Source organism: Tolumonas lignilytica, from assembly GCF_000527035.1.
Lineage (GTDB): Bacteria > Pseudomonadota > Gammaproteobacteria > Enterobacterales > Aeromonadaceae > Tolumonas > Tolumonas lignilytica.
Window position 1 is genome coordinate 908,992 of the sequence record NZ_AZUK01000001.1, and the last position, 14,709, is coordinate 923,700.

Here is a 14,709-nt window from a genome sequence, read left to right on the forward strand (position 1 = left end):
TTGCGTACGAAAACTTAATCTTTATAAATCTTCGGATTAAAGAGATCGCGCAACCAATCGCCCAACAGATTGATCACCAGCACCAATACCACCAGACAAACGCCGGGGAATGCCGTGATCCACCATGAACCAGAGAAAATATAGTTAAAACCGATACTGATCAGCGAGCCAAGTGACGGCTTGTCGACCGGCATCCCTAATCCTAAGAATGACAATGCCGCTTCTGACATGATGGCATTTGCCACTTGTACCGTCGAGATAACCAGAATCGGTGACAGACAATTCGGCAGAATATGACGGAACATGATGCGTGGCGCTTTGAAGCCCATGACACGCGCCGCTTCCACATATTCTTTCTTCTTCTCTGATAACACCGAAGCACGCACAGTCCGTGCGTATTGCGGCCATTCCGAAATACCGATAATCAAGACCAACATTAAAATGGCATAGTGCGAGTAAAACTCGCCACCCAACATTGCCTGAAAAATAGCAGAGACAATGATGGCGACCATCATGGTGGAGAATGAAAGCTGAATATCCGCCAAACGCATCAACAGGTTATCGACACGGCCACCGGCATAACCGGCAACCAGCCCGATCACGACACCTAATGTTAATTGTAAGGCGACGGCACACAGGCCGATAATCAGCGAAATGCGAGAACCATAGAAAATGGTACTCATGATATCGCGCCCCTGATTATCGGTACCCAGCACAAAGTTGGAACTGCCGCCATCCATCCACATAGGAGGCGTTTCCGCATCCATGATGTCATAACTGGATGGATCATAAGGGTTATGAGGTGCCAGCCACGGCGCCAGAACAGCAATAACCACATACAGAACAAAAATAACAAAGCAGGCGATGGCAACTTTATCTTTCAGAAAATAGTAAACCAAATCTGACTGACGAAAACGCTGCCAGCGGCTCATGGTTGCTTGTTGTGACATATTAACCTCCCTTGGCCGTGAGTTTGACAGTAGGGTTGATGATCCCGTAAAGCAGATCGACCAAGGTATTAGTGACGACGAAGACCAAACCGACAAAAATCACGTAAGCCGTTATCAGGGGTGTATCGACCCGAGTGATGGCTTCCAGAAACATAAAGCCGGTACCCGGCCACTGGAAAACTGTTTCGGTCAGTATGGTATAAGCCACCATAGAACCGATCTGCACCCCACCGACCGTGATCACTGGCAGCATGGTATTTTTCAAGGCATGCCGGAACCAGACTTTGTTTTTATCCAGCCCCTTTGCCCAGGCAAACTTCACATATTCAGCGCCCAGAGCTTCCAGCATTTCTGCCCGAACCAGACGAATGAACAACGGTAACATGATGGATGACAAAGCAATGGAAGGTAATAACAAGTGCTTTAAACCATCCAGCGTAAAGAACCCGGAGTCCCATCCCAACAGATTGGCAGTTTCCCCTCGGCCATATGACGGCAACCAGCCCAACTGTATTGAAAAGACGTACATCAACAGGATCGCCGTCAGAAACACTGGCACCGAAATACCAATGGTGCTCACGCCCATGATCAGCTTACTGCCCAGACTGCGGGGCTTGATGGCGCAATACACACCAGCCGGAATGGAAATGGCGATGATCCAGAAAGTGGCGGCAAACACCAGTTCCAGTGTCGCGACCAGCTTGCCAAGAATAATATCCAGAGCCGGTTTTTTATAAATAAAGGAGGTTCCCCAATCACCGTGCATGGCATGAATCAGGAAACGGGAATATCTAACCATGAAAGGATCGTTTAATCCTAACTGATTACGCAATATTTCGCGTTGCGCTTCAGACACACCCTGTCCGACCATTTCACGCAACGGATCACCTAAATTACTCTGGATCGCAAAGGCGACCAGACTAATCACAAACATTACCACGACGGCTTGAGCCAATCGTTTAAACAAAAAAGTCAGCATGCACGAAGACCCTGCATTTTAATTAAAAAGGATTTAAAGCCGGTGTGTTCACACCGGCTTCGCATCACAATTACTCTTTAACTTTCAGATCGCCGTAGTATGGGAAGTCCAGACCATTGACGATTGGCTTGATGTTCAGGTTGGTTTTCGCCGCCCACGATAGGTTTTGCCATTCCAATGGCAGATAGGCTGCATCCTTCACCAGAATTTTTTCGATCTGCTGCAGCATGGCGGTGCGCTTAGCCACATCTACTTCAGCATTAGATTCGGCAATCAGCTTATCCACTTCTGGGTTGGAGTAACCACCGCAGTTGTATTGGCCTTTGCCGGTTTTGGCATCTTTAGTCTGCACCAGATATTCAAAGTAGTTACCTGAATCCTCTGTATCAGACTGCCAGCCAATCAGCTGCATACCGGCTGCGCACTTATCAAACTCAGGCCAGTACTGCGCTTTCGGCATCGTTTTCAGCGTTACTTTGATGTTGATTTTAGACAACATGTTGGCAACCGCTTCTGAGATCTTGGCATCGTTGATGTAGCGGTTATTGGTTGCGATCATGGTGATCTCAAACCCTTTTTCCTGACCCGCTGCTTTCATCAACGCTTTGGCTTTCGCCAGATCATATTGCGGCACCAGATCTTTCGTATATCCCAGATAACCTTCTGGGCTCATCTGACCAGCCGGTGTCGCAAAACCCTTCATGATCTTCTCGACGATGCCTTTCTGGTTTACAGCCAGATTCACCGCTTCACGTACGCGCTGATCTTTAAACTGTGGCACCACGTTCTGGTTCAGTTCAAACATCACAATACGGTTACTGGTTTCAGTCACCATTTGCAGTTTTTTATCTGATAGCACGCGATTCTGATCGTTCGGTGCAACAGGTGCAATCATGTCAACATCACCGGAAAGCAGTGCGGCAACACGGGTCGCATCCTCTTTAATCGGAACGATGGTCAGCTGATCAACATTCCCTGGTGATTTTTTATCCCAGTAATCTTTGTTACGTTCCAATACTAGTTTCACGCCCTGTTCACGGGAAACCAGCTTGAACGGACCGGTACCGGAAACATGGTTAGCCGCATAGGTGTTGGCCGCTTTTACGATCTCATCCTTGGCTTTACCATCGGCAGTTTTACCGGTGTAGAACTTAGAATCCATGATGAACAAGTAAGTCGCATTCTGCAGCATCAATGGATATGGCACTTTGGCAACCAAATCCACAGTGTAGTCATCAACCTTCTTCATGCCCTGATAGACTTCAAACAAGCCTTTGAAATCTTCAGATTTCAGCAGGCGGTTGAATGTCCAGACCACATCATCGGCAGTAAATGGATTGCCAGAGTGGAATTTCACACCTTTACGCAAATGGAAACGGATGGTTTTAGGGTCCAGTTGTTCCCATGATTCCGCCAGACGACCTTCAAATTTCATGTCTTTGGTGAAACGCACCAGCGGATCAAACGCCATATGGGAAAATTGCAGAATACCGCCTGACAACTGTTCATGAATATCCAGTGATTCTGGATCCGCATCCAATGCGACTTTCACATTGGCTGCATACAATGGCATACAAAGACCAGCGGCCAACATCAGCGCGGCAATCTTGCTCATTCCTGTTTTCATCAATTAGCTCCCTGTAGATTAATTAGAATACTGATTCACAACTGCCGATTCGTCCGCGATCTGTAACCCAGCGCGGCTCATACCTTTGAATTCAGGCATCAGTGAAATCAACTTGCGGCTGTACTCATGCTGTGGTGACAAGAACAGTTCTTCTGTCTTCGCCACTTCCAGCAAAGTTCCTTTTTGCATCACACCAATCCGGTCACACATCTGACGGATCACCGGCAGATCGTGACTGATGAACAGCATGGTGAGTTTGAGTTCCTGCTGCAGATCTTTCAGCAGGTTGAGAATTTGCGCCTGTACCGACACATCCAGCGCAGACGTCGGTTCATCACAGATCAACAAACGAGGACGTGTTGCCAGCGCACGTGCAATCGAAATACGCTGCCGCTGACCACCCGAGAATTCATGCGGATATTTCAGCCCAGCTTTGCGACCCAAGCCGACGTGATCCAACAGATCCCCTACGATATCAGCGATCTGGCGTTCACTTTCCGCCAATCCGTGAAAACGGATCGGCTCCGCAATGATATCTGCCACTTTCATGCGTGGATTCAGTGAGGAATATGGGTTTTGAAAGACCATCTGCATCTGACGGCGGAATGGGCGACGTTCTTTTTCTGTTTTCAGTGCCGTCAGATCAATCCCTTCAAAAATGATCTGACCTTCATGTGGCGGATAAAGCCCAGTGATAACACGGGCAATGGTTGATTTACCAGAACCGGACTCACCAACCAGACCAAAGGTTTCCCCTTCATTGATTTCAAAGCTGACATGGTTATTGGCCTGAACATATTCGCGGCGTGACGGGAACATTGAGTCTTTCGTAATAAAACGCAGACTGACATCTTTAACCTGCAACAGCGCGCCCCGATATTCACGATGTTCCTGCTGCTGACCCAGCCAGTGATTTTTCAGATCGATCGATGCAAGCGGTTCTGCCTCTTCAATGTATGAAACCAGCGGAAAACGCACCAACTTGACATCAGAACGCGGGACCGCAGAAATCAGACTCTGCGTATAGGGATGATTCGGCGCACCCAAGACTTGTTCGGTAGTCCCGATCTCCACCAGCTCGCCACGATACATGACGGCCACACGATCCGTGATATTGGAAACCACGCCCATATCGTGCGTGACCAGCATGCAACCGACCTGACGTTCTTTACACAGTTTCCGGATAAGTTGCAGGATCTGATCCTGAATCGAAACGTCCAATGCGGTAGTCGGTTCATCGGCAATGATCAGATCCGGGTCGCAGCAAAGTGCAATCGCGATAACCACTCGTTGTCGCATACCACCAGAGAATTGATGCGGATATTGTTTAATGCGCAGATCAGGTTGCGGAATACCCACCGCTTCCATCAACTCCAATGCTTTCTCAAACGCTTCGTCCGGTTTTAATTCCGTATTCGCCAGCATAGTTTCCACTAACTGCTGCTCTACCGTGAACAACGGATTCAGTGACGTCATCGGGTCTTGAAATATAAAACCGATTTTAGCACCACGGATTTCACGAATTGCATCCGGAGATAAACCAGAAATTTTTTCACCATTCAAAAAGACATCACCCCGGGCAATACGGCCAGGTGGGCTTAATAAATCAATGACAGCATTACCAATTGTCGATTTACCGGCACCCGATTCACCTACCACACCCAGAATTTCGCCTTTTTCAATTGAGAATGACAGATCTTTCACTGCCGCCATCACCCCATGACGGGAAGGATATTCAATTCTTAAATTTCTGACTTCCAGCAGAGACATCCGTCAACCTCTAATCTTGCAACAAAAATACGGTATTGGGAGACCAGAAGTGCACACTTCAGGCCAAGATAAGCGAACCATCTTATAAGGAAGATAAATTCATAGAAACAACAAAAAACAGGATTTGATTCCAGAAGACTAGCTATTTCACAAAATTAAATAAAAAAGGAGATAAATTGCTGATTTTCTAAAGTAGAAAAAGAAAAAATGCGCTTTCCAGCAAAAATTTAATGAGGTCAGGATTGAATCCTTGTTGATTTATAAATAAAAAATCAACCATGTAGCAACATTTTCACAACAAGAAACAAAACATTATGCTTATCAGTGAGCACCAATATTGTGCAAATGGAACTGAACTGTGCAACTGGACTGTCATCGCATAACCATTATGAAAAAATGAGAAGCAATGGTGCTGGTATCAGTCTATGAACTATAATTTGAGAGAAAATCAACTGAATATACTGACAGGATGAAACATGCACCGGATGCAAACTGCGTCAGCAGCCCATCGCAGACCACGAGGTTTCACACTCCTCGAATTGATGATCGCCGTCGCCATTGTGGCGATAGTGGCTGCTATCGCCTATCCATCTTACCAAAGCCATCTGATCAGCAGCCGGCGGGCGGCGGCACAATCTCATTTGATGGATATTGCCCAAAATGAACAGCAGTATTATCTCAATGCACGTAGTTATGCGGCCACAGTAAGCGCAATGAATATGACAACCCCCAGTGAAGTCTCCAGTTATTACACCATCTCGATTGCTGCCACTTCAGGTGCTCCGCCTACCTTTACCGCTACAGCAACCCCGATTACCGGAACCTCACAGGCTACTGACGGTGCGCTGAGCATCAACAATTCTGGTGTGAAAACATCCAGTAACAACTCTTGGTAGCTATATGATGAAAATAACTCGCCACCGCTCACCAAATGCTCGCCTTGCCGGATTCACGCTACTCGAACTGATGGTGGCCATTATTATTATCAGTATCTTTGCTGCATTAGCTGGCCCATCCTTTTCCAGTCTCATCGCCAATCAGCGCGCCAAACGTGTAGCATCAGACATGTTTGGCAGTTTATTAATTGCACGCAGTGAAGCCATCACACGTAATGCAAATGTGACTATGTCGCAAAAAAGTGGAGATTGGGCTAATGGCTGGCAAGTGACCGCTTCTGACGGCACTGTGCTCGATGACAAAAATCAGGCAACCAGCGTCACCATTACGCCGTCACCCAGTACCAGCAGTGTTGTCTATAATGCATCGGGCCATCTCTCGACCACCGCCCCCTCCTTTGTTATCACCACCACCGCAGGCTCAGACACCATTTACCAATGTGTGTCAGTGAGCCTCAGTGGTCGTCCCTATATGAAGGCGGCCTCGTCATGTTGAAATCACGTTCTTTTAATAGCCAATACCAGCAAGGGATGACACTTTTAGAGGTGTTGATATCACTCGTTATTTTAGCATTTGGCATTCTGGTGCTGGCAAATCTACAAGGTAAGATCCAGCTTTCTGATATTGAGTCTTATCAGCGCACGCAGGCCATTCTGCTGTTATCGGATATGACCGATCGTATCAACAGCCATCGCCTGAATGCAGCCAGCTATGCATCTGCCACTACCATAGGTACGGGCGATAGCCAGCCTTCAGACTGTACCGGGATTTCAAGTACTGTCAGTGCTGCTGCACGCGATATCTGCGAGTGGAGTAATGAGTTAAAAGGCGCGAATGAAAAAATTGGATCAACCAATACCGGTGCCATGACGAATGCCCGGGGTTGTATTACGCAGCTTCAAGCACCGGATTCCACAGCCGGTATTTGTACACCTGGTATTTATCAGATCGCCGTCGTCTGGCAAGGCATGGTTTCAAGTGCCACACCCACCATCACTTGTGGGCAGAACTTATATGGCTCAGAAGCTTTACGTCGTGTCATTTCCTCTCAAATTACGGTAGGGTTGACGTCATGCCAATAATCAATCATGCGTTAAAGAGAGCAACCATAGGCGTGAACACGCAAACACATCAGGGCGGTTACACGATCATCGAACTGATGATCGCGGTCACTTTAGGATTGTTGCTTCTGGCCGGTCTCACCACGGTGTTTGTACAGAATAATCAGTCATCCAACGAAATTGAACGCGCCAATCAGCAAGCGGAAAACGGGCGTTATGCCATGCAGTTACTGACGTATGATCTGAGCAATGCGGGTTATCTGGTAGAATTCAACCCCACAGCACTGACCACACCGACAGCCAAACCCGATCCTTGTCTGACCGCCGTCAGTGATCTCAAATCAGCACTGCCGCTCTCAATACAAGGTTATGATAGTGATAACGCAGCCAGCACACCAACTTGTATCAGTAGTGACCTGCGTTTAGGGACGGATATTCTCGTCGTCCGTCGCGCTAGCAATTGCGCAGTCGGTGACACAGGTTGTGATGCTGTGGTCAGTGGTGCCCCTTATTTTCAGGCTTCAACCTGTGGCAGCGCAACGGAGTTATCATCTTCAAACATAGCCAATTATTATGCGCTGGATACCAATACGGCCAATCTGACTTTGCATAAAAAGGATTGCAACCCACCGACAGTGACAGGAACCGTTGCCCCCTACCATCAATACCTGACACATATCTATTTCATTGCCAATAACGACAAAACGGGGGACGGTATCCCTACGCTGAAGCGGGCCGAACTGGGTAGTAGTGGTTTTACGATTGTTCCACTGGTCGAGGGTATTGAAAACTTACAGATAGAATATGGCATAGACGGTATAAACACTGATGGCACGGTTGCGGCGACTAAAACCGGCAGCCCTGCCATGTTTACAGCTGATCCCGATAGTCTGCACAGTTGCAACGCTGCCAGCTCGCCAACCTGTACTTTCTACTGGCGTAATACGGTAGCAACCAAAATCTATCTGCTGGCTCGTAACCTCACCACGACTGCGGGTTATAGCGATAACAAAACTTATTATCTAGGTTTAAAAGCCGACGGCACCACCGCCAACACAGTCAGTTCATCGTCTGATGCCGTTGCCTATCCCTCTGCCTATAAACGCCACGTTTACACTTCTGTAGTGCGGCTGAACAACGTAGCCGGAAGGAATACACCATGAAAACGACATTAGCGCATCAACGTGGCAACGTGACTCTCCTGGTCAGCCTGATCATGCTAATCTTAATGACCTTAATGGCCGTGACATCCTTTAAGCTCAACAAGGGAAGTCAGCAGATTGCCGGTAATATGCAACAACGTAATCAGACGATGAATGCCGCCCAAAGTGCCATTGAAAACGTCATCAGCAATATTAATTTCACCACAACACCCGGTGTTTCCAATACAACCGCTGCTTCGGTTAATAGCAGCGGCACCAACGATATCAGTATTGTCACTACACCAACCTGCTCCGCCATTGTTCCGATACCAGCGTCGGCTCTCGATCCCGCCAACGCGAACGATGCTGGCTGCATATTGGGTAACTCTCAATCATTTGGTATTAGCGGCTCGAACAATGCTCCTTCTAGCCTGTGCTCAAATGCACTGTGGGACATCAGTGCCGCAGCCACGGATCTCTCCAGTAACGCGCAAGTCAGTATCAATCAAGGTACCGCTGTCCGCGTAGTTTCGACCACCCTCTGTCCGTAATTACGGAGGAAATTGTCATGATTAATTTAAACAATCTGAAACGCTTAGCACTGTTAAGCCTTTTCTCTCTCAATCTGACACCTGTCGCGGCCATCGCGGATGATATTGATATTTTTACCGGAGCTTCCGGTGGTGATGCAGCAGCACCCAATGTGATGTTTTTACTCGATACCACTGCTGATTTTGACTCAAATGCAACCAACCCTCTTGCTGGTACAGCAGGCTATAATACGTCAGCTACTCAGGGTGGCGTTGAATTAAACTCAATAATTAATGAAATCAATGCATTATCAGCAAAAAGCACCTTGGTGGACATTGGTGTGTCCGCATTCAACGGCACATCAGCCGGCGTTTGGTATGGTGCACGTGACATCACTAATTCATCCAATTTGAATGTCTTAAAATATCTGTTAGCCAACTATTCTGTACATACAGGAGCATGGAAACGCTCACAAGCCGAACGAACCGAGAGTGGTGCCTTGTATGAGTTGTATTTGTATTTCAACAGCCAGACACCATACGGTGGAACCCCCGGTACAAGCGGAAATGATTTGGTTGACTATTCAACGAATACGAACACAGGTTCAACCGTAAGACCTTCATCCAGCGGCACTCCGGCTGGGCTCACCGACAATTTCGCGGTCGTCAGTGGAAAATATGTCAGCCCATCAACCGCCTGCTCAAAAAATTATGTCATCTATATCGTCAATAACAGTAATAACGATAACCCTAAATTTGATGCGCTTTCCTATGGAGGTTATCCCAGCCCTGCTCTGACTTACATTCCCGCGAATGCAGGCGGTGACAAAAGAGACCTCATGACGTGGGCCGATTACCTGTACAAACAAGGGATCACACTCTATGTCATCGATGTGCAAAATGGCCACTCCAGCTCATCTTATACAAATAACCTGCAGCAGGCCGCTAAGCTGGGTGGTGGCAAATGGTTTAAGGTAGACGCAACGACAAGCACTTCAGTCACGGATCTATCCAGTACTTTATCTCAGATATTCACAGAAATTCAGGCGGTTAACTCAACCTTTGCCTCCACCAGTCTGCCTGTCAGCACCACCAACCGGGCTCAGGAAAAAAATCAGGTCTTCATTCCGATGTTTCGCCCAGACTCTCAAGCCTATCCGCGCTGGATGGGTAACATGAAACAGTATCAATTAATTACTGTCGGTGGTTCCGTCGAGTTGGGGGATTCGTCTTCACCATCACAACAGGCCATCAACAATAACACCGGGTTTCCGACCGACTGTGCGGTGAGTTTCTGGACAACCACAACCACGACCGATACTACCAGTTTATATTACGATTACTGGAATCACATTACCGAAACACCATCACCAAAGGGTGCATGCGCGGTAGCAACCCAGTGGTCAGATTCACCTGATGGCCCTGTTGTTGAAAAAGGCGGCACCGCCGAGGTCATTCGTAAAGGCAATAATCCGCCCACAACCAATACCACACCAACTTGGGCGGTTAACCGGACGATTTATACGCAACCACTGGCTGGCGGTACACTAACAGCATTCAATACCACCAGCTCCGGACTCTCCTCTACGGTGGTTAATTACACACAAGGTCAGGATGTTAATCTCGAATATAATGGTCGCACGGATACCTCGCTAACCAGACCCTCCTTGCATGGTGATACCATTCATTCCCGTCCTTTACCAATTGATTACGGTTCCAAGGTCGTGGTGTATTACGGCTCCAATGATGGCATGTATCGGGCTGTGGACTCTTCGAATGGCAAAGAGCTTTGGGCTTTTGTGGCACCAGAACATTATTCCAAACTTCAACGTTTGTCATCGAACAGTCCGAAAGTCAAATATCCTAATTCGATAGATACCACCACCACCCCGAAAGATTACTTTTTCGATGGTTCCACTGGCATTTATCAGAACAGTGATAACTCTAAGATCTGGATTTATCCATCCATGCGCCGTGGTGGCCGGATGATCTATGCATTTGATGTGACCAACAATACGACACCAGTATTTAAATGGAAGGCTGGCTGCCCAAATTTAACCGATGATACGGGTTGCAAAACGGGTATCGCCACTGATAGCAGCATGAGTGGTATCGGTCAGACTTGGTCAACCCCGCAGGTGGCAGAACATATTTCAGGTTATGACCACCCCGTTGTTATCATCGGTGGTGGTTATGACAGTGGCTCAGTTGCTGCGGCAAATGCTTCTGCACGTAACTGTGAAGATACAAATAGCGTAACGCTAACTGGTTGTTCAAGCCCAGAAAAAGGAGCTGCATTTTATGTGTTTGATGCCGATACCGGCGCACTGGTTAAATCATTCACAACTGATCGCAGTGTCGCTGGTGATATAGCGCTGATTGCTATCACCACCCCCAATGTGGTCGATCATGCTTATGTGGCCGACACGGGCGGCAATATCTACCGGATCGATTTTAAATCCAGCGGCACCACAGACTGGGTCATGACCAAAATCGCCTATACCAATGGCGGTGGACGGAAATTCTTTTTCCCGCCAGCACTGTTGTCTGTCGGCACCAGCACTGTCTATCTGGCTCTGGGCAGTGGCGATCGCGAACATCCGTTATATTCACAATACCCCTATGCCAACGTGACCAACCGCTTCTATGTTTACAAAGATAATCCACAGCTAATACCCGCTAGTGCTTATAACCTTGATAGCACCGACACTATGTTCGACAACACTACGGATGGCGGTTGCAGTTCATCCAGCGTGGCTAGTTCAGATAAGAAAGGCTGGTTTATGAATTTGAATCAGTATGGACAGGGAGAACAAACCGTGACATCCGCCCTCATTGCTTCGGGCTTGGTGGCATTCAGCACCAATCGCCCGATTGCCCCTGCTGTCGGCAGTTGCACTACTACCTTAGGTGAAGCTCGTGGCTACTGGGTGAATCTGTTTAACGGTTCCGGTGCGGTAAATGTGGCAGGATCTTGTGGTGGTGACAGGTCGGCTATCTTTGTAGGCGGGGGGCTGCCACCATCGCCTATTTTTGGTGTGGTGCCAGTTGATGGCGTCGCTACCCCTGTTGTTATTGGCGCGGTACAAAAAGATGGAGGAACAAACAGCTCGATTGCCCCACAAAAAGTGACCCCGATAACCAGCCCGGAACGCAAACTCATCTACTGGAAATCTTCCGGTCAGAACTAAACTGATCGTCATTAGATGAATGGCATAAGACCACCAATCTGAATTGCAATACTGCATTCAGATTGGTGGTCTTCTTGTAGAAAGAAATAGAAAGAAAACCGTCAGGCTAACCAGTAAGTTAAACCCTGCATCACAATCAGCCCGAACACCCCGGCCAGCACATCATCAACCATGATGCCTAAGCCGCCTTTGACATAGCGGTCCAGCCAGCGGATAGGCCAAGGTTTGATGATGTCAAACGCACGGAAGATAAGAAATCCGGCCAGCAACCACAGCAAGCCCTTCGGGGCGGCAATCATGGTGATCCAGAAACCGACAAACTCATCCCAGACAATCGAGCCGTGATCGTCTTGGCCAATCGCATCAGTTGCGGATTGGCAGATCCAAATCCCCGCCACAGCCGCAATGACTGTGACTGTAATATAAAGCGACACCGGCAAATTCATCATTAACCCATAAAATGGGATCGCGGCCAGTGTACCGAAGGTTCCTGAAGCGACAGGGGCCAGACCAGAGCCAAAACCTGTAGCTAGCCAATGCAATGGATTTCGCCAATTTAAACGCTCCATCGCATCACGGCTTTTATGATGTTTTTCCAATTTTGCCATGGTGAAAGTGCTCCCAGCCATTAATATGTAATTCAACAAGGTTGCCTTGATGTCGCCAGTTGATTTGTGGCGAACCCGCCTTGATCACACCAATTCGCGTCAAGGATATCGCTAATGATGCAGCTAACGTATTGATCATTCTCTCTTTGTCAGCTGGCACCGTAAAACACAATTCATAATCATCCCCCCCGCCTAACGCTAGCTGCAAGGCTTGTTCTGACGTAGTGCTACTGCTTACTGCCGGATGTATCGGCAATGCCGTTAATTCAATGTCAGCCGCCACCGCAGAGGCTCGGAGGATGTGCATCAGATCACCGGCTAAACCATCCGAAAGATCCAGCGCACTCGTGGCGATGCCTTGCAAGGCCAAACCCAATTCGCACCGGGGGTGTGGCAATTCCATTCGTTCGATACAGGCGTGTAATGCTTCCGAAGGAATAGACAAGTGATGAATACGTTGCTGCACAGCCAGTGCCGCCGCCCCCAGGCTACCACTTATGTAAATCGCATCACCCACTCTTGCACCTGAGCGACGTAACGCTTTACTGGCCGGCACAGTGCCTTTAACAGAAACCGTAATCGACAGTGGACCTCGGGTGGTATCACCACCAATCAAAGCAACCTGATGTTTTTGGGCTAAGGTATGAAATCCCCTGGCAAATTCAGCCAGCCAGGCTTCATCCACTTTCGGTAACGTCAGCGCCAATGATACCCAACGAGGAAAAGCGCCCATCGCAGCCAGATCTGAAAGATTGACCGCTAGCACTTTATGTCCCAGTGCAAACGGTTCCACATCGGCAAAGAAGTGCACCCCACTGACCAAGGTGTCTGTACTCACGGCCAGACATTCGCCAATCGGTACATTCAACAAAGCACAGTCATCGCCAATACCCAGTTCCACATCATCCCGGCTTGAATAGTGTGCAGCAAAATAATGCTGGATCAGCTCAAACTCACCCATCAGATACCCCATTAACAAAAATCCCCGCTTCTTCATTCAGAAAAAACGGGGATCCTTTACGTGTTCTTGGCTGAACAAACCAGACTACTGACGTAAGCCCATTTGTCTGACCACTTTATCCAGCACACCGTTAACAAACTTGTGGCTGTCATCGGCTGCAAACGATTTTGCCAGTTCAATCGCTTCGTTGATCACGACTTTATACGGCACATCTTTGCAATAAGTCAGTTCATAACACGCTAAACGCAATACGCCCTTATCTATCTGGTCCAGATCTTCCAGCTTACGTGATAAGAACTGGGAAAAACTGGCATCCAGGTTAGAAACGTTACCAGCGACACCGGTCAGCAACAGTTCAAAATAGGGTAAGTCAACGCCTTTGGTTGGCTGTTCCAGTTTAAATTGTTCAGCAATATCTGCCACGTTATCCTGAGTTAACTGCCACTGATAAATAGCTTGCAGTGCTAACTGGCGCGCCTTACGGCGTTCAGCAGGTTTCAATCTTTCTCTCCTATCATGCGCCCAAGGCGTTCATGACGTTAATCATTTCCAAAGTACTGAGTGCAGCTTCTACGCCTTTATTGCCAGCTTTTGTGCCAGCACGCTCAATGGCCTGTTCGATATTTTCTGTCGTCAGAACACCGAATGCCACCGGAATTTCTGCTTCCAGAGCAACCTGAGCCAAACCTTTGGCACACTCACCTGATACATATTCAAAATGGGCGGTTCCACCACGGATAACGCAACCCAGTGCAACGATGCCATCAAACTGTTTACTCTTGGCCAGACGTTTTGCAGCCAAAGGTAATTCAACGGCACCCGGCACTTTCACCAAAGTGATGTTTTCGTCAGCAATTTGTCCCTGACGTTTCAACGTATCCAGAGCACCTTCAACCAGACGGTCGTTGATGAAACTGTTAAAGCGAGACACTACGATCGCAATTTTGGCCTGTGGAGCCGGGATGACGCCTTCAATCACTTTCATGGAAAATC

At 48.0% G+C, this 14,709-nt stretch carries 14 protein-coding genes; 6 read left to right on the forward strand and 8 right to left on the reverse strand.

Annotated features, from left to right (window positions below):
• Nucleotides 1–14 precede the first annotated feature (14 nt).
• From H027_RS0104290 to H027_RS0104305, 4 genes are all read right to left on the reverse strand, one after another.
• The gene (locus H027_RS0104290; protein ID WP_024871293.1) at nt 15–950 is read right to left on the reverse strand and encodes an ABC transporter permease; all 936 of its coding nucleotides are present in this window, start codon (nt 948–950) and stop codon (nt 15–17) included.
• 1 nt (nt 951) lies between these two features.
• Nucleotides 952–1,929 carry an ABC transporter permease gene (locus H027_RS0104295; protein WP_024871294.1) on the reverse strand — a complete coding sequence of 326 codons (978 nt, stop codon included), beginning with the start codon at nt 1,927–1,929 and terminating at the stop codon, nt 952–954.
• 70 nt (nt 1,930–1,999) lie between these two features.
• Nucleotides 2,000–3,556 (reverse strand): ABC transporter substrate-binding protein, encoded by a 1,557-nt coding sequence (locus tag H027_RS0104300; protein ID WP_024871295.1) that lies wholly within the window; start codon nt 3,554–3,556, stop codon nt 2,000–2,002.
• An 18-nt stretch (nt 3,557–3,574) separates the two neighbouring features.
• Nucleotides 3,575–5,326, reverse strand: coding sequence for a dipeptide ABC transporter ATP-binding protein (locus H027_RS0104305; protein WP_024871296.1), 1,752 nt, complete (start codon nt 5,324–5,326; stop codon nt 3,575–3,577).
• Between the two features lie 476 nt (nt 5,327–5,802).
• Here H027_RS0104305 and H027_RS19225 point away from each other — a divergent pair, with 476 nt between their 5' ends.
• From H027_RS19225 to H027_RS0104335, 6 genes are read left to right on the forward strand one after another with little or no spacing between them, the layout of a single operon-like run.
• Nucleotides 5,803–6,222 carry a type IV pilin protein gene (locus H027_RS19225; RefSeq protein ID WP_272912521.1) on the forward strand — a complete coding sequence of 140 codons (420 nt, stop codon included), beginning with the start codon at nt 5,803–5,805 and terminating at the stop codon, nt 6,220–6,222.
• Between the two features lie 4 nt (nt 6,223–6,226).
• Entirely contained in the window at nt 6,227–6,718 is a 492-nt protein-coding gene (locus tag H027_RS0104315; RefSeq protein ID WP_024871298.1) for a GspH/FimT family pseudopilin, read from the forward strand.
• The gene (gene pilV, locus H027_RS0104320) at nt 6,712–7,305 is read left to right on the forward strand and encodes a type IV pilus modification protein PilV (RefSeq protein WP_024871299.1); all 594 of its coding nucleotides are present in this window, start codon (nt 6,712–6,714) and stop codon (nt 7,303–7,305) included. Before H027_RS0104315 ends, pilV begins: the two co-directional genes overlap by 7 nt.
• The gene (locus H027_RS0104325) at nt 7,296–8,447 is read left to right on the forward strand and encodes a PilW family protein (RefSeq protein WP_081741375.1); all 1,152 of its coding nucleotides are present in this window, start codon (nt 7,296–7,298) and stop codon (nt 8,445–8,447) included. Before pilV ends, H027_RS0104325 begins: the two co-directional genes overlap by 10 nt.
• The gene (locus H027_RS0104330) at nt 8,444–8,977 is read left to right on the forward strand and encodes a pilus assembly PilX family protein (RefSeq protein WP_024871301.1); all 534 of its coding nucleotides are present in this window, start codon (nt 8,444–8,446) and stop codon (nt 8,975–8,977) included. The genes H027_RS0104325 and H027_RS0104330 overlap by 4 nt, the downstream gene beginning before the upstream one ends.
• 17 nt (nt 8,978–8,994) lie before the next feature.
• Nucleotides 8,995–12,147 (forward strand): pilus assembly protein, encoded by a 3,153-nt coding sequence (locus H027_RS0104335; protein WP_024871302.1) that lies wholly within the window; start codon nt 8,995–8,997, stop codon nt 12,145–12,147.
• A 101-nt stretch (nt 12,148–12,248) separates the two neighbouring features.
• Here the strand turns inward: H027_RS0104335 and H027_RS0104340 are convergent, their stop codons facing one another.
• The 4 genes from H027_RS0104340 to ribH form a co-directional block, all read right to left on the reverse strand.
• The gene (locus tag H027_RS0104340) at nt 12,249–12,755 is read right to left on the reverse strand and encodes a phosphatidylglycerophosphatase A family protein (protein WP_024871303.1); all 507 of its coding nucleotides are present in this window, start codon (nt 12,753–12,755) and stop codon (nt 12,249–12,251) included.
• Nucleotides 12,730–13,728 carry a thiamine-phosphate kinase gene (thiL, locus tag H027_RS0104345; protein WP_237657922.1) on the reverse strand — a complete coding sequence of 333 codons (999 nt, stop codon included), beginning with the start codon at nt 13,726–13,728 and terminating at the stop codon, nt 12,730–12,732. Before thiL ends, H027_RS0104340 begins: the two co-directional genes overlap by 26 nt.
• 72 nt (nt 13,729–13,800) lie before the next feature.
• Nucleotides 13,801–14,217: a transcription antitermination factor NusB gene (nusB, locus tag H027_RS0104350; protein ID WP_024871305.1), complete on the reverse strand. Its 417-nt coding sequence runs from the start codon at nt 14,215–14,217 to the stop codon at nt 13,801–13,803.
• A gap of 13 nt (nt 14,218–14,230) precedes the next feature.
• Nucleotides 14,231–14,701 carry a 6,7-dimethyl-8-ribityllumazine synthase gene (gene ribH, locus H027_RS0104355; RefSeq protein WP_015879565.1) on the reverse strand — a complete coding sequence of 157 codons (471 nt, stop codon included), beginning with the start codon at nt 14,699–14,701 and terminating at the stop codon, nt 14,231–14,233.
• Nucleotides 14,702–14,709 lie beyond the last annotated feature (8 nt).

What these genes read in the sequence shown, in the direction of transcription:
- H027_RS0104290 (WP_024871293.1), bottom strand. Translation starts at nt 950, where the DNA reads ATGTCACAACAAGCAACCATGAGCCGCTGGCAGCGTTTTCGTCAGTCA.
- H027_RS0104295 (WP_024871294.1), bottom strand. Translation starts at nt 1,929, where the DNA reads ATGCTGACTTTTTTGTTTAAACGATTGGCTCAAGCCGTCGTGGTAATG.
- H027_RS0104300 (WP_024871295.1), bottom strand. Translation starts at nt 3,556, where the DNA reads ATGAAAACAGGAATGAGCAAGATTGCCGCGCTGATGTTGGCCGCTGGT.
- H027_RS0104305 (WP_024871296.1), bottom strand. Translation starts at nt 5,326, where the DNA reads ATGTCTCTGCTGGAAGTCAGAAATTTAAGAATTGAATATCCTTCCCGT.
- H027_RS19225 (WP_272912521.1), top strand. Translation starts at nt 5,803, where the DNA reads ATGCACCGGATGCAAACTGCGTCAGCAGCCCATCGCAGACCACGAGGT.
- H027_RS0104315 (WP_024871298.1), top strand. Translation starts at nt 6,227, where the DNA reads ATGATGAAAATAACTCGCCACCGCTCACCAAATGCTCGCCTTGCCGGA.
- pilV (WP_024871299.1), top strand. Translation starts at nt 6,712, where the DNA reads ATGTTGAAATCACGTTCTTTTAATAGCCAATACCAGCAAGGGATGACA.
- H027_RS0104325 (WP_081741375.1), top strand. Translation starts at nt 7,296, where the DNA reads ATGCCAATAATCAATCATGCGTTAAAGAGAGCAACCATAGGCGTGAAC.
- H027_RS0104330 (WP_024871301.1), top strand. Translation starts at nt 8,444, where the DNA reads ATGAAAACGACATTAGCGCATCAACGTGGCAACGTGACTCTCCTGGTC.
- H027_RS0104335 (WP_024871302.1), top strand. Translation starts at nt 8,995, where the DNA reads ATGATTAATTTAAACAATCTGAAACGCTTAGCACTGTTAAGCCTTTTC.
- H027_RS0104340 (WP_024871303.1), bottom strand. Translation starts at nt 12,755, where the DNA reads ATGGCAAAATTGGAAAAACATCATAAAAGCCGTGATGCGATGGAGCGT.
- thiL (WP_237657922.1), bottom strand. Translation starts at nt 13,728, where the DNA reads ATGGGGTATCTGATGGGTGAGTTTGAGCTGATCCAGCATTATTTTGCT.
- ribH (WP_015879565.1), bottom strand. Translation starts at nt 14,701, where the DNA reads ATGAAAGTGATTGAAGGCGTCATCCCGGCTCCACAGGCCAAAATTGCG.